Source organism: Spectribacter hydrogenoxidans, assembly GCF_031846275.1.
In the GTDB taxonomy this organism is placed as follows: Bacteria; Pseudomonadota; Gammaproteobacteria; order Nevskiales; family Salinisphaeraceae; genus Spectribacter; species Spectribacter hydrogenoxidans.
This window is the reverse complement of record NZ_JAVRIB010000010.1, coordinates 120,708-136,615: the sequence shown is the minus strand read 5'-3', so window position 1 is coordinate 136,615 and position 15,908 is coordinate 120,708. Positions and strand designations below refer to the sequence as shown.

Annotated in this window: 16 protein-coding genes and 1 tRNA gene; 11 read left to right on the top strand and 6 right to left on the bottom strand. The window is 64.1% G+C overall.

Translation table 11 applies throughout. The features are described 5' to 3' along the window. Positions 1 to 98: 98 nt before the first annotated feature. The gene (locus RM532_RS11025) at positions 99 to 551 is read left to right on the top strand and encodes a hypothetical protein (RefSeq protein ID WP_311653383.1); all 453 of its coding nucleotides are present in this window, start codon (positions 99 to 101) and stop codon (positions 549 to 551) included. 115 nt (positions 552 to 666) lie between these two features. On the opposite strand, the gene RM532_RS11020 is transcribed toward RM532_RS11025, so the two are convergent. The 4 genes from RM532_RS11020 to RM532_RS11005 all read right to left on the bottom strand — a co-directional run bounded on the left by RM532_RS11020 (position 667) and on the right by RM532_RS11005 (position 3,921). After that, entirely contained in the window at positions 667 to 969 is a 303-nt protein-coding gene (locus RM532_RS11020; protein WP_311653382.1) for a hypothetical protein, read from the bottom strand. Between the two features lie 496 nt (positions 970 to 1,465). Continuing rightward, positions 1,466 to 2,437, bottom strand: a complete 972-nt coding sequence (locus RM532_RS11015) for an HD domain-containing protein (protein ID WP_311653381.1) — start codon at positions 2,435 to 2,437, stop codon at positions 1,466 to 1,468. 19 nt (positions 2,438 to 2,456) lie between these two features. Then, the gene (locus RM532_RS11010) at positions 2,457 to 3,689 is read right to left on the bottom strand and encodes an Arm DNA-binding domain-containing protein (RefSeq protein ID WP_311653380.1); all 1,233 of its coding nucleotides are present in this window, start codon (positions 3,687 to 3,689) and stop codon (positions 2,457 to 2,459) included. Beyond that, positions 3,682 to 3,921: a hypothetical protein gene (locus RM532_RS11005; RefSeq protein ID WP_311653379.1), complete on the bottom strand. Its 240-nt coding sequence runs from the start codon at positions 3,919 to 3,921 to the stop codon at positions 3,682 to 3,684. Before RM532_RS11005 ends, RM532_RS11010 begins: the two co-directional genes overlap by 8 nt. A 127-nt stretch (positions 3,922 to 4,048) precedes the next feature. Here RM532_RS11005 and RM532_RS15950 point away from each other — a divergent pair, with 127 nt between their 5' ends. From RM532_RS15950 to pnp, 9 genes are all read left to right on the top strand, one after another. Next, on the top strand, positions 4,049 to 4,270 hold the full coding sequence (locus tag RM532_RS15950; RefSeq protein ID WP_349255307.1) for a helix-turn-helix domain-containing protein: 222 nt from the start codon (positions 4,049 to 4,051) through the stop codon (positions 4,268 to 4,270). Positions 4,271 to 4,547: 277 nt separating this feature from the next. Beyond that, positions 4,548 to 4,624 (top strand) — tRNA-Met (locus RM532_RS11000). An 86-nt stretch (positions 4,625 to 4,710) separates the two neighbouring features. After that, entirely contained in the window at positions 4,711 to 5,160 is a 450-nt protein-coding gene (gene rimP, locus RM532_RS10995; protein ID WP_311653378.1) for a ribosome maturation factor RimP, read from the top strand. A gap of 40 nt (positions 5,161 to 5,200) precedes the next feature. After that, on the top strand, positions 5,201 to 6,730 hold the full coding sequence (nusA, locus tag RM532_RS10990; RefSeq protein ID WP_311653377.1) for a transcription termination factor NusA: 1,530 nt from the start codon (positions 5,201 to 5,203) through the stop codon (positions 6,728 to 6,730). A 61-nt stretch (positions 6,731 to 6,791) separates the two neighbouring features. Continuing rightward, a complete protein-coding gene (gene infB, locus RM532_RS10985; protein ID WP_311653376.1) occupies positions 6,792 to 9,425 on the top strand; it encodes a translation initiation factor IF-2 in 2,634 nt (877 codons plus the stop codon). Positions 9,426 to 9,447: 22 nt separating this feature from the next. After that, positions 9,448 to 9,825 carry a 30S ribosome-binding factor RbfA gene (gene rbfA / locus RM532_RS10980; RefSeq protein WP_311653375.1) on the top strand — a complete coding sequence of 126 codons (378 nt, stop codon included), beginning with the start codon at positions 9,448 to 9,450 and terminating at the stop codon, positions 9,823 to 9,825. Continuing rightward, positions 9,822 to 10,748, top strand: coding sequence for a tRNA pseudouridine(55) synthase TruB (truB, locus tag RM532_RS10975; RefSeq protein WP_311653374.1), 927 nt, complete (start codon positions 9,822 to 9,824; stop codon positions 10,746 to 10,748). The genes rbfA and truB overlap by 4 nt, the downstream gene beginning before the upstream one ends. Before the next feature lie 218 nt (positions 10,749 to 10,966). After that, positions 10,967 to 11,236: a 30S ribosomal protein S15 gene (gene rpsO, locus RM532_RS10970; protein ID WP_311653373.1), complete on the top strand. Its 270-nt coding sequence runs from the start codon at positions 10,967 to 10,969 to the stop codon at positions 11,234 to 11,236. 107 nt (positions 11,237 to 11,343) lie between these two features. Then, positions 11,344 to 13,458, top strand: coding sequence for a polyribonucleotide nucleotidyltransferase (gene pnp, locus RM532_RS10965; protein WP_311653372.1), 2,115 nt, complete (start codon positions 11,344 to 11,346; stop codon positions 13,456 to 13,458). 444 nt (positions 13,459 to 13,902) lie between these two features. Here pnp and phaR read toward each other — a convergent pair whose 3' ends face one another. Then, positions 13,903 to 14,400 carry a polyhydroxyalkanoate synthesis repressor PhaR gene (gene phaR / locus RM532_RS10960; RefSeq protein WP_311653371.1) on the bottom strand — a complete coding sequence of 166 codons (498 nt, stop codon included), beginning with the start codon at positions 14,398 to 14,400 and terminating at the stop codon, positions 13,903 to 13,905. A 139-nt stretch (positions 14,401 to 14,539) separates the two neighbouring features. After that, on the bottom strand, positions 14,540 to 14,989 hold the full coding sequence (gene dksA, locus RM532_RS10955; protein WP_311653370.1) for an RNA polymerase-binding protein DksA: 450 nt from the start codon (positions 14,987 to 14,989) through the stop codon (positions 14,540 to 14,542). Between the two features lie 99 nt (positions 14,990 to 15,088). Between dksA and RM532_RS10950 the strand changes: the two genes are divergently transcribed. Then, positions 15,089 to 15,907, top strand: a complete 819-nt coding sequence (locus tag RM532_RS10950; protein ID WP_311653369.1) for an HAD-IA family hydrolase — start codon at positions 15,089 to 15,091, stop codon at positions 15,905 to 15,907. The last annotated feature ends 1 nt before the right edge of the window (position 15,908 follow it).

The window sequence follows — 15,908 nt, the reverse complement described above, 5'->3', positions numbered from 1 at the left end:
CAGCGCCCAGCAAACGTCTCAGGGTGAGCGGTGTCTACCGGGCAGCCTGACGCGAAAATTGCCAAGCGGCTAGTCTCGACGTCTCGGGAGCGGATGCCATGAGCCAGATCAACCGATTGAAAGAACCCGCATTGCAGCTCCTGTCATTGCTCGTCGCCGGCGTGCTCGTAAGCGGCTGCGTTGCGACCGGTGAACCCCGCATGCGGACCCTATCGGAATTCCAGTACGGCGACCGCGATACCGGGACTATCCGTGACAGTAGCTACCAGCGGCAGGGTGATATCCAGCAGCGGGGCGACGACTACATCATCCGCGACAATCAGTACCGCGTGAAGTATCGCCTCGACCGGCGGGATGACGGCAGCTATACCGTGCGCGATTCCAATTACCAGCCCGTGGGCGAGATCAGTGCGCCTGATGCCGGCGGCACGCGGCGGGTGCGGGATGGCAGCTATCGGAATCGAGGGCAAATTGAGATTCGCGACGGCGAGACAATCTTTCGGGATTCCGGGTTTCGACAGCGCTTGCGGACTGATATCCCGCTCGAATGATCGATATCGGTCATTGTTTGTCGTCAAGCGCGCATTTGCGCGCTAGGCACGGGGCAATCGTCACGCGGTAGAACCGGCGTCTAGCTACTCATACGGCGAAAATGGTCAGGCGTTGCTAACTCATCGCCTCTCCTCCCGGCATTTCCCGATCGACAATGAATTCTATTCTCTCGACGATTTCGTCATCAGAAAGGCCGAGGCGACGGTTCAGTCGAAAAATTTCTTCAGACGCGTCCTCGCTATGCTCAAAATAAAATCCCTCAAGGACGCACATGCCGGTAACAGTTTTCAGAGCGAGAGCAAGCACTATATGACCATCCAGGTCATGGACGTAGTCCCATAGAAAATATTCGCCCTCATGAGCCCGGAGGAATTCCTGCTCAACCTCTTCCGGCAACTGTTCAATAGGCTGTTTCATTTCGATCACCTCATCGAGTTTTGGGGCACCGAACCGGATGCCGCTTGCTACCTCGTGTCATGGCTTCGGACACGCCTCTGTGTGCACCGAAGACCGCACTAGTCAGCGCTGATTCCAGCGCCTCATATAGGGCTGGTCACGTCGCCGACAGAACTGCTGCCGAACAGCTCGGATACCGGATTCCTTCGGAAAATCCGGTAGGGGCGACGCGCACCATGCACGCGAGCGAACCCAATGCTCTGATTCGGCGCAGTCGATGGGATGGGAGAAATCTGTAGCGGCATCAGCCGGTGCTAAGAAAAAGCATCGCCGCATAGAGAATGACAAAGCCCAGTGCGATCATCATCAGGCGCTCGTATTGATTCATGGCGCTTCTCCGGTTTGTTGTTGTTATTGCGCGGAATCGGCGTCGTCGGATACGCAGTTGCCCCGCATGGCCCGGCTCGCCGCCGAGCCATGCATGGCAACGCGTTGTGGCGGCGGGCCGCCGGTGGGGTCAATGCGGCAGCGCGTGCTGCTCGCTTACCAGCGTCTGATGCGCCAGTACAGGTAGCGCGGCGAGCTGTTTCCTGGGCAACGTCTCGCCCAGTAGGGACGACAGACGCCGGCCATTGGCCAGACCGGCACTAATCCGGTCCCCATAAATGACGATGTCCGCCCCTATGTAACGGGCCCGGCCGCGCACGGCGCTTGGCTGCGCGATGTAACTGAGCATGTAGTTCAAGGCGGCAGCGAGATCCGGCGCTCGCGGGCGCAGCCACTCCAGGTGTCTATCCAGCAGACGACTGGTCTGCATCCCGTGGTCGACCAGCTTGTAGTGCACGGGCCGGGTGTTGGTGTCACCCACGGTCCGGATTTTGCCGATGTCATGCAGTAGCGCGACGACCTTGATCAGATCACGCTCCACTGGCGTCAGCGCTCCCTCCGTCAGCCGATCACACAGCGCCACCACATGCATGCTATGGCTCAGCAGACCGCCTCGGGTGGCGTGGTGATGCCCCAGACTCCCCCGGCAGGTCAGGATCGCTGGGCTGATACGGGTATCGAGTAGCACCTTATTCATGAATCGGCGCAGCGGCTCGGGGTCCAGCTTGCCCACCATGGTCTCGAGCGCTTCGAGCGCGGCAACGGCCGCCTCGGGACACAGCGACCGCGGCAGCAGCCGGGCTGCATTCCTGATCTCCGGCTCACTGATGGTATGCAGGGCCCGCAGATCGCCGATCACGCGGCCGGCGAATCGGCGGACATACAGCGCCGCCTGGACGGGAACGGGCCGATGGACCGGGAGATCCCCCAGCAGGCCGGATTCCGGCCAGACGTAGGCGTCGATCGAACCCGTGCTGTCCTCCAGGGTCGCCGTGGCGAACCACTTGCCGCCGGATGTTTGGCGCTGGGTCACGTCGGTCAGCAGATACTGCCCCTGGACGATGCTATTGAGACGCGTAGGCGCCTTGTCGAGTGCTGTCATGACAGCCTCCTTTTTCTTATTAATGGGGCGTTGTTGCGTTATTGGATGCAGGGACTGCGCCAACGCCTGAGTGCGCGTCCCTGTGAGAGGTGATCTGACCGGCCAGCAGCCGCTCCATGGCCGAGCCATCGCGCCTTGTCAGATTCGGCACGAATCGCGAGTAGGTCTTGAACAGCATGGTGGTATCGCTGTGGCCGAGCTGTCGGGCCACCCACTCCGGGTTCTCGCCCGCCCCCAGCCAGAGCGTGGCTGCCGTATGCCGGGTCTGGTACGGCCGGCGCCGCGCCAGGCCCAGATACCGAAGTAGGGGGAACCAGACCCGGTTGTTGACGTTATCCAGATCCAGCGGCGCCCCGGCGGCATTGCAGAACACGAAGTCCGACAGGCCGGCGGTGGCCTCGTGCTGTACCTGTAATGCCTCCAATACCGGCTGACTGAGGTCGACCTCGCGCTGGGACCCATCCGTCTTGGTGGTTTCCAGCCGGCCGCGCACCAGGTTTCGACGCACCAGAATCTGGCGCCGCTCGAAGTCCACGTAGCGCCACTGCAAGCCGTGTAGCTCGCCGGTGCGCAGACCGGTGAAGAACCGCACGATCAGATACGGCCGATAATCGGGCCGCACCGTATCGATCAGGGACCGGACCTCGGCCATGGAGAAGGGGTGAATATCCACCCGCTGCTGCTTGAGCCGCTTGATGCGATCCACCGGATTGGTGAAGTCGTAGCGCTCGCCCGCCTCGCCAAGGATCTGACCATGGATCTGGATGATGCGGTTGACCGTCTTGGCTGATAGCCCCGGATTGCCCGAGCGGCCCGGCACTTCCACCAGCCGCGCCCGGAACGCCAGGATTCCGGCCTTGGTGATCTCGCCCACCGGCTGCTCGCCGAACGCAGGAATCAGATGCCGATCAAGCGTGGAGCGAATGGTGGCGCAATGCGAATTCCGCCATGCGGGCCGATTCTCGGTAAACCAGGTCTCTGCGAACTCTCTATATAGCGGCGTGTCCTGGACAGCCTTGGTGCCACTGGCGGCGACAGGCCTGACAAACCGGCTCGCATTCTTGCTGCCCGGGAAATAGCGCGCGTAGTCAAAGGTGCCCAGGGTGATCTCGGCTTCGATCTTGTCGATGAGCTTTTCCAGCTTCTTGCGATTACTGGCAGTGTCGGTCAGGGCAGTTTGCTCGCGACATCGAACGCCGCGATACCGGAAGTCAAAGAACAGGCGACCGCGCTTCTCCCTAACACTACCCATGACAAGCGCTCCCGTTTGCCATCGGGATCGCCGCACGATACGCGGCGCCATCACTGTCGTTCATGTCGGATTCGATGGCTTCCCATATGAACAGGATCTTCCGGCCGTTGAATGGCCGGAAATAATGCCGGCTCTCAATTAGTACCGAGTCCAGCAGGCGCTCGCGAATCGTGCGTGGCGTGTACTTGATTCGGTCAGCCAGTTCCTGCGTCGTTAAATACGTGTTGCTCATGCTAGTCTCCATCCGTCATGAATGATCATTAAATGTCGCGCAAACGCGACTTATGATGTCCATTCTAGTCATTAAAAGTCGCGTGTCAACCCTAAATGTCAATTAAACGCGACATGGGAGGCGGAGAATGATCAGGTTTCGGCTTAAGGAGCTCGTCGCGGAACGAGAATTCCAGGAGGGTCGTGTCATAACCCTGGCGGAAATTTCCAAGGGGACTGGCATTCATCGAGCGACGCTCTCGAAAATTGCCAACGAGCGCGGCTATAACACCGGTACGGAAAACATCGATCGGCTGTGCAGTTACTTCGGGTGTGCAGTCACAGACGTCATGGAGCATGTCCCGGAGTGACTTTGGTAATGCCTGTCGTCATGGGATCCTCAGGACACCGACGGTCGTTTGCAGGCGGCAGATTGAGCAATGCCTGCGGAACTGGGCACCGTGCGGGCACCATTTGGGCACCGAAACGCCATGTCGGGCGTGGCGTGAGATGACCGCCATGCTCCGGCGCGTTCCTGCGTGGTTCGAAGCACGCGTAGATGCGACCGCTAACTACTTATTTCGTCATTTATTTTTCACAGGCTGTTGCGCCAGGCACAGCCGATGTTTATAATTCGCGCTCACCGGTTGCGGGGTGGAGCAGTCTGGCAGCTCGTCGGGCTCATAACCCGAAGGTCGCAGGTTCGAATCCTGCCCCCGCTACCAACCTTTACTGGTGTTGGATAGGGAGCCCCCGGTGAGGGGCTTTTTTGTTGCCGGTCGATTTATTCGGCCATCAAACGGACTAGCCTGTGGCGCAGCGTCTGGACAATCTGCTGGCGCCGGTGGTGGAGGCGCTGGGATACGAGCTCTGGCATCTCGAAACGACAGGGGCCGGAGACGATCGGCTGCTACGTATCTATATAGACAGCCCGGACGGTATCGCGCTGGAAGACTGCGAAGCAGTCAGCCACGAAGTAAGTGCGGCGCTGGACGTGAACGACCCGCTGCCGGGTGGTTACCGGCTGGAGGTGTCGTCCCCGGGCATGGATCGGCCGCTGGTGACCGACGCCCATTTCGCGCGATTCCAGGGCGAGACCATCCGGGTGAATCTGTACGCGGCGATCGACGGGCGCAAGCGGTTCACCGGCATCAACCATGGCGTCGTCGACGATCGCCTGCGGATCGAGTGCGACGGCGAGTTGTTCGAAGTGCCGCGGGATTCGGTGGCCAAGGCGCGGCTGGTTCCTGTATTCGACTAGACCGGCGCAGGCCGGTTTCAGAGGTAAGGTCATGGCGGGCATGAACAAGAACGTGTTGCTGGTTGCCGAGGCGGTCTCCAACGAGAAGGGCGTCAGCAAGGAAATCATCTTCGAGGCCATCGAGGCCGCGCTGGCATCGGCGACCCGCAAGAAACATGGCGGCGACATCGCCGTGCGGGTGTCGGTAGACCGGGAAACCGGCGTTTACGATACCTACCGTCGCTGGGAAGTAATCGACGAGGAGGCGGTGGACGAAGAGGGCGAGCCCTTCGTCGTTGAGGCCCCGGATCACCAGATCAGCCTGGCCGAGGCGCGCGAGAAGCACCCCGACATGCAGCCCGGCGAGTTCATCGAGGAACCGATGGAGTCGGTCGAGTTCGGGCGTATCGCGGCGCAGGCGGCCAAGCAGGTGATCGTGCAGAAGGTGCGCGAAGCCGAGCGGGCCCAGGTGGTCGAGGCCTATTCCGACCGCGTGGGCGAGCTGATCACCGGTCTGGTCAAGCGCATGGAGCGCGGTGCGGTGATTCTGGACCTGGGCGGCAATGCCGAGGCCATCATCCTGCGCGAGGAGGTGATTCCGCGCGAACCCATGCGCCCGGGTGATCGGGTGCGCGGTTACCTCTACGACGTGCGCCCGGAGCCCCGCGGGCCGCAGCTGTTCGTGACCCGGACGCGCCCGGAATTCCTGATCGAGCTGTTCAAGCTGGAAGTGCCGGAGATCGGCCAGGGGCTAATAGAACTGCGCGGCGGCGCCCGGGATCCGGGTCTGCGGGCCAAGATCGCGGTGCAGGCCAAGGACCGACGCATCGATCCGGTCGGCGCCTGCGTGGGCATGCGCGGCTCGCGGGTACAGAGCGTGTCGAACGAGCTGGCCGGCGAGCGCATCGATATCGTGCTGTGGGACGAGAACCCGGCTCAGTTCGTGATCAACGCCATGGCCCCGGCCGATGTCGAATCCATCGTCATGGATGAAGACACGAATACCATGGACATCGCCGTGGGCGAGGACAAGCTGGCCCAGGCCATCGGTCGCGGCGGCCAGAACATCCGCCTGGCTTCCGAGCTTACCGGCTGGGAACTCAACGTGATGACCATCGAGGAGGCCGACGCCAAGAGCGAGGCCGAGGGCGAACAGCTGCAGACCCTGTTCCGGGAGCAGCTGGATGTCGACGATGAAGTGGCGGCCATCCTGGCACAGGAAGGTTTCACCACGATCGACGAGATCGCCTACGTGCCGCCGGCCGAGCTGCTGTCGATCGAGGAATTCGACGAGGACGTGGTCGAGGAACTCCGCAACCGGGCGCGCGATGTGCTGCTGACCCGGGCGATTGCCTCGGCCGAGGGCGATCCCGCGGCCGAACCCGCCGAAGATCTGCGCCATCTCGATGGCATGGACGACGAACTGGCGGAGCAGCTTGCCGCCAACGGGGTGGTAACGCGGGAGGACCTCGCCGAGCAGGGCGTCGAGGATCTGATCGAACTCGTAGAGCTCGATGACAAGCGCGCGGGTGAGCTGATCATGGCTGCGCGCGCCCACTGGTTCGCAGACGAGCAGGCCCAGGTCGAGTAGCAGCCGCCGGACGGCAGCCGTGACTCACCCAATGGTCGTATCCAGTTAACGGAGACAGACGATGGCGCAGACGAAGGTCAAACAGCTAGCGGACGAGGTCGGTATTCCGGTCGACCGCCTGCTTGCGCGCCTTGAAGCTGCCGGCGTCGACGCGAAAAGCGAAGATGACGGCATCAGCGACGAGGACAAGCTCAAGCTGTTGCGCCATCTGCGCGAAGGGGGGAGCAGCGTCAAGACGGGCGGCGAAAGCGCCTCCTCGCGGCGGATTTCGCTGCGGCGTCGTTCCACCTCGGAACTGAAGCTCTCCGGCAGCCGCGGCGCCCCGGGCAAGACGGTGAGCGTGGAGGTGCGCAAGCGTCGCACCTACGTCAACCGCGCCCAGGAATCGGAAGAGGCCGCCAGGAAGGAGGCGGAGGAAGCCGCCGAAGCGCAGCGCGCGGCCGAGCAGGCCGAGGCGGAAGCCGAGCAGGCCCGGCGCGACGCCGAGGCGGAAGCCGAAGCCCGCAAGGCCGAGGCCGAAGAAGCCGCCCGGATCGAGGCCGAAGCGGCCGCCGAAGCGGAGAAGCAGCAGGCCGAGGAAGCCGACAAGGCCGAGCCGGATACGCCGGACCAGGCACCGGCAGCCGCGCCGGCGGAATCCGACGAGCCGGCCAAGCGGCAGCCGACCCGCGCCGAGCGCATGGTTGATCATGCCCGTAGCCGGGCGCAGGAGAACCTGCGACGGGCCGCGGCAAGTCATGGCCGTACCGAGCAGGACGCCGAGCGCGAGCGCGAACGCGGCAAACGCAAGGAACTGCATGTTGCTGAGGGCAAGCAGGGGCGGCGCAAGAAGAAATCCCGCAGTCGTCCGGGGCGCGTCCAGATGGCCACCGAACACGGTTTCGAGCGACCCACCGCCCCGGTTATCCGGGAAGTGGAGATTCCCGAGACCATCACCGTCGGGGATCTCGCCCAGCGCATGGCGGTCAAGGCCAATGAGCTGATCAAGCAGATGATGAAGCTCGGCGTGATGGCCACTATCAACCAGATGATCGACCAGGACACCGCGGTGCTGCTGGTCGAGGAAATGGGCCACACCCCCAAGACGGTCAGCGATGCCAGCGCCGAGGAGGAACTGCTCGAGGAACTCCGCGCCGAGGAATCCGGTACCAAAGGCAAGCCGCGCGCGCCGGTGGTCACCGTGATGGGCCATGTCGACCACGGCAAGACCTCGCTGCTCGACTACATCCGGCGTACCAAGGTGGCGGCCGGTGAAGCCGGCGGTATTACCCAGCACATCGGTGCCTATCACGTGGCCCACGACAAGGGTCTGCTGACCTTCATCGATACACCGGGCCATGCCGCCTTCACCCGCATGCGGGCTCGCGGCGCGGAAATCACCGACATCGCCGTTCTGGTAGTGGCGGCCGACGACAGCGTCATGCCCCAGACCAAGGAATCCATCCAGCACGCCCGCGCCGCGGGGGTGCCGATCGTGGTGGCGGTGACCAAGTGCGACGTGGAAAACGCTGACATCGATCGCGTGAAGAGCGGCCTGGCCGCCGAGGACGTGATCCCCGAGGACTGGGGTGGCGACGTCCAGGTGGTGCCGGTCTCCTCGATGACCGGCGAGGGCATCGACGATCTGCTGGACGCCCTGCTGCTACAGGCCGAGATCCTCGAACTGACCGCGCCGGACGACGTACCGGCCCGCGGCGTGGTGATCGAGTCCAGCCTCGAGAAGGGGCGTGGGCCGGTCGCTACCGTGCTGATCAAGGCCGGCGTGCTCAAGCGTGGCGACTACCTGCTGGCCGGTTCGCACCACGGGCGTGTGCGGGCGCTGTTCAACGAGGCCGGCGAACAGGTCAAAGAGGCCGGCGCGTCGATCCCGGTGGAGGTGCTGGGCCTGTCCGGCACCCCCGAGGCCGGTGACGAGACCCTGGTGGTGGCCAACGAGCGCCGCGCCCGCGAGATCGCCGATCAGCGTGACGAGCGCATGCGCGAGAACAAGCTGGCGCAGCAGCAGGCGGCGCGTCTGGAGGAAGTTTTCTCCCAGATCGGCGAGGACGGCAGTGGCGAGGCCAAGGATCTGAATCTGCTGGTCAAGGGCGACGTGCAGGGCAGTCTGGAGGCCCTGACCGAGTCCTTCCGAAAGATTCCGGCCGAGGAGGTGCGAATCCGTATCGTCGCCAGCGCCGTGGGCGGGCTGAGCGAGTCCGACATCGAACTGGCCGCGGCGTCCAACGCCATCGTGATCGGCTTCAATGTGCGTGCCGACGCCAAGGCCCGCAAGGCGATCCAGGAAAACGGCGTGGACGTGCGCTACTACAGTGTCATCTACGAGGCCATCCAGGACGTCACCGATGCGGTTAGCGGGCTGCTCGGCACCGAGCTGCGCGAGGAGATCGTGGGGCTTGCCGAGGTCAAAGACGTGTTCCGTTCCTCCAAGCTCGGTGCCATCGCCGGCTGTCTGGTGGTCGACGGCACCGTCTCCCGCGGACTGCCGATTCGCGTGCTGCGCGACAACGTGGTGATCTACGAGGGCGAACTGGAGTCGCTGCGCCGGCACAAGGATGATGTCCGCAAGGTCGAGGCCGGTACCGAATGCGGCATCGGCGTGAAGAACTACAACGACGTCAAGCCGGGCGACCAGATCGAGTGCTACGAGCGCACCGAGGTGAATCGCAAGGTCGCCGAGGCGGAAGCCTCGGCCTGATCCGGGGATTCGATCCGCACCGATGCCCAATGATTATCCACGGAGCCGCCGCGTCGCCGAGCAGATCAAGCGCGAGCTGTCCTCGCTGATTGCGACCGAAGTCAAGGACCCGCGGGCGGCGCTGGCGGTGGTCACGGATGTCGAAGTGTCCCGTGATCTCGCTCACGCCAAGGTCTATGTCTCCACCGCGGATCTCGACAGCGACGGGGAGGGGCTGGTTAGCGGGCTGACCCGCGCCGCCGGCTTCCTGCGCGGTCGGCTCGGTACCTCGATGCGGGTACGCACGGTGCCGGCCCTGCGGTTCATCGAGGATCGTACCGAACGCGAGGCCGCGCGCCTGGATCAGCTGATCCAGGATGCGGTGTCCGAGGATCGTCGGCGCCAGGGCGACGACGAATGAGCCGTCGCCGCCGTAGCGGCCGGCCGATCAGCGGCATCCTGCTGCTGGACAAGGACCCGGGCGGGTCGTCCAACGCCGCGCTGCAAAGTGCCAAGCGGCTGTTCGAGGCCCGTAAGGCCGGGCATACCGGCAGCCTCGATCCGCTGGCCAGCGGCCTGCTCCCGGTTTGCTTCGGCGAAGCCACCAAGGTGTCGGGGTTTCTGCTGGACGCGGACAAGACCTACTGGGTGCGCGCCCGGCTGGGCGAGAAGACCGCCACCGGCGACGCCGAGGGCGAGATCACCGAAACCACGACCACGGGCCTGCCGGACGACGACACGCTGCAGCAGTGCCTGGCCGGGTTTCTGGGCGAACAGGATCAGATTCCGCCGATGTACTCGGCGGTCAAGCACCAGGGCAAGCGTCTGTACGAGCTGGCGCGCGCCGGTATCGAGGTCAAGCGCGAACCCCGACGTATCCGGGTGGACGAATTCTGCCTGGTCGACGCGGATGACAGTTCGTTCGCGCTGCGCATCCGCTGTTCCAAGGGCACCTACGTGCGCACGCTGGTCGAGGACCTGGCCGAGCGGCTGGGCACGCTGGCCCACGTCACGGCGTTGCGCCGGCTGGCGGTGGGGCCGTTCGAGGAAGCGGGGATGGTGGGCCTGGAAGCGTTGACGCGGCAGCGGGATGCCGATGGCCTCGCTGCGCTGGACCGCTACCTGCTGCCGGTCGCCTCGGCCCTGAACCACTGGCCCAGCGTGACCCTGGACAGCGCCAGCCAGTTCTATCTGGAGCGGGGCCAGCCGGTACAGGTGCCGCAGGCGCCGGCATCCGGCTGGGTACGTATCTGCGATGCGGCCAACACGCTGCTCGCGGTGGGTGAGGTCATGGACGACGGGCGCATTGCGCCACGCCGCATGTTCCAGGCTCGCGGATCGTGAGACCCGGCAAATTTTGTTGTGATCAAGACCCTTCAGGCGCTAGAATACTGCGCGAATTTCGAGCCGTAAGGTGACGGTCGACGGTACTGGTGATCACGGACGGTGGATACGGGCTTTTCCCAAGGGCGCGACCGGCGCCTTTGGGAAAAGGCCGGAACCACCTGTCGTGACCATCACAGGCCCGGCCGGCCGGACGGCTCTCCGTCAGGAGTAGTTGCATGTCTCTCTCGAGTGAAGAAAAGTCGCAGGTGATCGACCAGCACGGCCGCGGGACCGCCGATACCGGCTCCCCGGAAGTGCAGGTGGCCCTGCTGTCGCGTCGGATCAGCCAGCTGACCGATCATTTCGCCCAGCACAAGGGCGACCATCATTCCCGTCGCGGGCTGCTCAAGATGGTCAACCATCGGCGCAAACTGCTGGACTACCTCAAGCGGCGCGACCCCGGCCGCTACAAGTCCCTGATCGGCGAACTGGGCCTGCGTCGCTAATCGCATGCCGGCCCGGGCCGCGTGGTCCCGAACTCCTGACAATCTCGTGAGCGCGCCCCGGGCAACCGGCGGCGCGCTTTGTGCTGTCCGAATAAAAGGAATTATCCGTGAGTAACGTTGAACCCACCTATCGCAAGACATTCGCTTTCGGCGACCACCAGGTCACCCTGGAGACCGGCGAAATCGCCCGCCAGGCCGATGGCGCCGTCAAGGTCAGCATGGGCGACACCGTGGTGCTGGTCACCGTGGTCGGTCGCAAGGAAGCCAACCCCAATGCGGCGTTCTTCCCCCTGACCGTCAACTACCAGGAACGCACCTACGCCGGCGGCAAGATTCCGGGCGGGTTCTTCAAGCGGGAAGGCCGGCCGAATGAAAAGGAAACGCTGACCTGCCGTCTGATCGACCGGCCGATCCGTCCGCTGTTCCCCAAGGGCTTCTACAACGAGGTCCAGATCATCCCGACCGTGCTGTCGCTGGATCCGGAAATCGATCCGGATATCGCGTCGCTGATCGGCACCTCCGCGGCGCTGGCCATTTCCGGCATTCCGTTCGCCGGTCCCATCGGCGCTGCTCGCGTGGGCTACATCGACGGTAGCTACGTGCTCAACCCCACCTATACCCAGCTCGAGGAATCCAAGCTCAACCTCGTGGTGGCCGGCACCGACGATGCCGTGCTGATGGTGGAATCGGAAGCCAAGGAGCTGCCGGAAGACGTGATGCTTGGCGCGGTGCTGCACGGCCACGAGCAGATGCAGACCGTGATCAGCGAGATCAAGGCCATGGCCGCGGAAGTCGGCAAGCCGGTCTGGGACTGGCAGCCGGCGGCCGAGGATGGCGATCTGAAATCCGCCGTGGTCGAACACGGCGAGAGCGCGGTGGTCGAGGCCTACCAGATTGCGGACAAGCAGGAACGCCAGACGCGGCTGGGCGAGATCAAGCGCAAACTGGTCGACAAGCTGGCTGCCGCCGAGGGCGAGGACGGCTGGAGTGCCGACGACGTCAAGGGCGCTTTCGGCGCGCTCGAGAAGCGCGTGGTGCGCGGCCGGATCCTGTCCGGTGAACCCCGCATCGATGGCCGCGACACCCGCACGGTGCGCGACCTCACGATCAAGACCGGTGTGCTGCCACGGACCCACGGTTCGGCCCTGTTCACCCGCGGCGAGACCCAGGCGCTGGTGGTATCCACGCTGGGCACCGGCCGCGACGCGCAGATCATCGATGCACTGGAGGGCTCGCACAAGCAGCCGTTCATGCTGCACTACAACTTCCCGCCCTATTGCGTGGGCGAAACCGGTTTCATGGGCGGGCCCAAGCGCCGCGAGATCGGTCACGGCAAGCTGGCCAAGCGCGCCATCGAAGGTGTGATGCCGGACCTGGAGAAGGAGTTCCCCTACGTCCTGCGCGTGGTCTCCGAGGTAACCGAATCCAACGGTTCCTCCTCCATGGCCAGTGTCTGCGGCACCAGCCTGGCACTGATGGACGCGGGTGTGCCGATCAAGGCGCCGGTGGCCGGCGTGGCCATGGGTCTGATCAAGGAGGACGACCGCTTCGCCGTGCTCACCGACATCCTCGGTGACGAGGATCACCTCGGCGACATGGACTTCAAGGTGGCCGGTAGCCGCAACGGCGTCACCGCTCTGCAGATGGACATCAAGATCACCGGCATTACCCGCGAGATCATGCATGCGGCGCTGGAGCAGGCCAACGCCGGCCGCATGTACATCCTGGAGGCGATGGAGGCCGTGATCGGCAGCCCGCGCGAGGAAGTTTCGGAATGGGCGCCGCGCATTTTCACCATCAAGGTCCATACCGACAAGATCCGCGACGTCATTGGCAAGGGCGGCGCTACCATCCGCAGCATCACCGAGGAAACGGGCGCCAGCATCGACATCGATGACGACGGCACCATCAAGGTGGCGGCGGTGGACAAGAGCGCCGCGGACGCCGCGATCAAGCGAATCGAGGATATCACCAAGGATATCGAGGCCGGCCAGATCTACGAGGGCAAAGTCGCGCGCATCATGGACTTCGGTGCCTTTGTCACGCTGATGCCGGGCAAGGATGGCCTGGTGCACATCTCCCAGATTGCCGAGCACCGGGTGGAGAATGTCGCCGACGAACTCAAGGAAGGCGATGTCGTCCGGGTGAAAGTTCTGGAAGTGGACAAGCAGGGCCGGGTACGTCTGTCGATGCGCGAAGTGCCTGACACCGCCGAGGCCTGAGGAGCAGGCTCCTCAGGTTAATCACGATTCGCAACGCGCGGCGGGTTGCCGTCGCGCGTTGCGGCGGGTATATTGGCTGCACTCACGATCTGCGGGCAAAAAAAAGCCCCCAGGGGTGGGGGCAAGGTGCGAGAGAGACCTGACGGTCTCTCGGAGGAGATCGAGACAACTAGAACTTCAGGCCCGACCTCGTGTCGGGTTTCTTTTGCCTGTGTGTTCTGTTCGTTGCCATGTTGCAGTGCAGTATAAGGACGCCCTTGCGGGCTGTCAATAGCATCGTCGAAGATTTTTGCCATGCCCCGGTCACACCGCCGAAGGCCGCCTCGATGCAGGCCTGACGGGGGTTCACCCTGATCCGGGTGGGCACCGGGATATGTCTGGCGTGTGAAAGGCGCGTAGGCCGGGCGGGAATTTCCCGCCATGCTTGCCGTCAGCAGTTCGCGATCAGGAGCGGTCGCGTTCCTTGTCGGGCATGGCCTGGCGCTTGCCGCGATCCAGCGACAGGTTGCGCAGGAATTCCCGACGCACCGAACGCCAGATCGGCAACTGGTCCTGCGACAGTTCGCGCAGGGTGGCCAGTGGATTGTTGGCCCCCAGCATTCGCCGCAGGCGATCCTTGAACTGGTGCTGCTGCTCGTTGAAGAAGGCCAGCGACAGTTCCAGGTAGCTGCTCATCACGCTCTGCATGGTGTCGCCGTAGAAGCGGATGATGTTGCGCAGCACGTTGGTGGTGAAGATCGGATCCCCGCCTTCCTCCTGCTCGCTGATCACCTGCAGCAGGATGGTCCGGGTGATTTCGCGTCCGGTGCGCTTGTCGATGACCTGGAATTCCTCACCCTTGATGACCAGCTGGCGGATTTCCTCGAGCGTGATGTAGCGGCTGATCTCGGTGTCGTACAGACGCCGATTGGGGTATTTCTTGATGACTCGCGTGTCGCTCATGCGGCGCTCCGGCTCTCGCGTGCTGGTCAGGTGGGACTCTCATGCTGCACTGCATGATTCTGACAGAACGCGGACACCGCGCCTAGTGCGGTGCGAAAAGGGCCGACGACGGTGCCCGGCGGCTGCCGGACATCCCCGGTCAACCGCGGCCGATCTGGCGTTCGCGGATTTCCGCCAGGCTCTTGCAGTCCACGCAAAGAGTGGCGGTGGGCCTGGCTTCCAGGCGCTGGATGCCGATCTCCGTGCCGCAGGTGTCACAGAACCCGTAGTCGTCCTGGTCCACCCGGCTGATGGCCTCGTCGATCTTGCGGATCAGCTTGCGTTCCCGGTCGCGGGTACGCAGTTCCAGACTGAATTCGGACTCCTGGGTGGCGCGGTCGCTAGGGTCCGGGAAGTTGGCCGCCTCATCCTTCATGTGATGCATGGTGCGGTCGACTTCCTCCATGAGCTCACGCTTCCAGCCCATGAGAATCTCGCGGAAATGCGCCCGCTGATTCTCGTTCATGTACTCCTCGCCGCGCTTGGGCTTGTACGGCTTGAATGTCTCGAGCGCGTCGGCACCGGCGGTGGCGTTTTGCTTGGCAGCCATGATGATTGAGCAATGCCCTGGAAAAACGACGCGTACGTATATCAGAATCGTCCCGGGCCGGCAATTGCCCGATGCCGGCGCTGACACCGGGGCGTTTGCGTGGCAGAGTTTCCCGCCATGGACACGGTTTTAGGATCCCGCGGGCGGCCACTGCCGTCGGCGCTGCTGTTCGATGTCGACGGCACCCTGGCGGACACCGAAGGGGTGGGGCACCGCCCCGCCTACAATGATGCATTCGCCGAATTCGGCCTGGCTTGGCACTGGTCGGCCGAGCTCTACCGGTCACTGCTGGTAGTGGCCGGCGGCCGGGAGCGACTGCACTATTACCTGGAGCGCGACCGGCCGCCCCTGAACGGTCAGGCCGAGGCGGCAGCCCGGGATCCGGCCGCCTGGGTGGACGCCATTCACCGCAGCAAGACCCGGCATTTCGAACACCGTCTGGCCGCCGGGGCTGTGCCGCTGCGGCCGGGGGTGGCGCGGCTGATGCGTGAGGCGGCGGGGCAGGGATGCCGGCTGGCGCTGGTCACCAACGCCAGCCGCCCCAGCCTTGATCTGATGTGCCGCCACCTGCTGCCCGCCGACCTGCAGCAGGCGATTGCGGTCACCGCCTGCGGTGACGAGGTGACCGACAAGAAGCCGGCCCCGGACCTCTATTCACTGGCGCTGGAAAAGCTGCAGCTCACCGCCGGCGAGTGCCTGGCCGTGGAGGATGCCGGCTCCGGCCTGGCGGCGGCCCGGGCCGCCGGCATTGCCTGCGTGGTGGCCTATAACGACGACACCGCCGAGCAGGACTTCGCGCTGGCATCGCTGGTGGTCGACCACCTCGGCGAGCCGGATCAGCCGTTCGTGCGCCAGCGCGGCGCCGATCTGCCGGCTGGCCACTTGCGGTTTGGTGATCTGGCGCCGTTGCTGCGATGAG

Bases quoted from the DNA above. Each gene is read 5' to 3' on its own strand.
- nusA (WP_311653377.1), top strand. From the start codon at position 5,201: ATGAACAAGAACGTGTTGCTGGTTGCCGAGGCGGTCTCCAACGAGAAG.
- dksA (WP_311653370.1), bottom strand. From the start codon at position 14,989: ATGGCTGCCAAGCAAAACGCCACCGCCGGTGCCGACGCGCTCGAGACA.
- infB (WP_311653376.1), top strand. From the start codon at position 6,792: ATGGCGCAGACGAAGGTCAAACAGCTAGCGGACGAGGTCGGTATTCCG.
- rbfA (WP_311653375.1), top strand. From the start codon at position 9,448: ATGCCCAATGATTATCCACGGAGCCGCCGCGTCGCCGAGCAGATCAAG.
- RM532_RS15950 (WP_349255307.1), top strand. From the start codon at position 4,049: ATGATCAGGTTTCGGCTTAAGGAGCTCGTCGCGGAACGAGAATTCCAG.
- phaR (WP_311653371.1), bottom strand. From the start codon at position 14,400: ATGAGCGACACGCGAGTCATCAAGAAATACCCCAATCGGCGTCTGTAC.
- truB (WP_311653374.1), top strand. From the start codon at position 9,822: ATGAGCCGTCGCCGCCGTAGCGGCCGGCCGATCAGCGGCATCCTGCTG.
- RM532_RS11020 (WP_311653382.1), bottom strand. From the start codon at position 969: ATGAAACAGCCTATTGAACAGTTGCCGGAAGAGGTTGAGCAGGAATTC.
- RM532_RS11025 (WP_311653383.1), top strand. From the start codon at position 99: ATGAGCCAGATCAACCGATTGAAAGAACCCGCATTGCAGCTCCTGTCA.
- RM532_RS11010 (WP_311653380.1), bottom strand. From the start codon at position 3,689: ATGGGTAGTGTTAGGGAGAAGCGCGGTCGCCTGTTCTTTGACTTCCGG.
- RM532_RS11005 (WP_311653379.1), bottom strand. From the start codon at position 3,921: ATGAGCAACACGTATTTAACGACGCAGGAACTGGCTGACCGAATCAAG.
- RM532_RS11015 (WP_311653381.1), bottom strand. From the start codon at position 2,437: ATGACAGCACTCGACAAGGCGCCTACGCGTCTCAATAGCATCGTCCAG.
- rpsO (WP_311653373.1), top strand. From the start codon at position 10,967: ATGTCTCTCTCGAGTGAAGAAAAGTCGCAGGTGATCGACCAGCACGGC.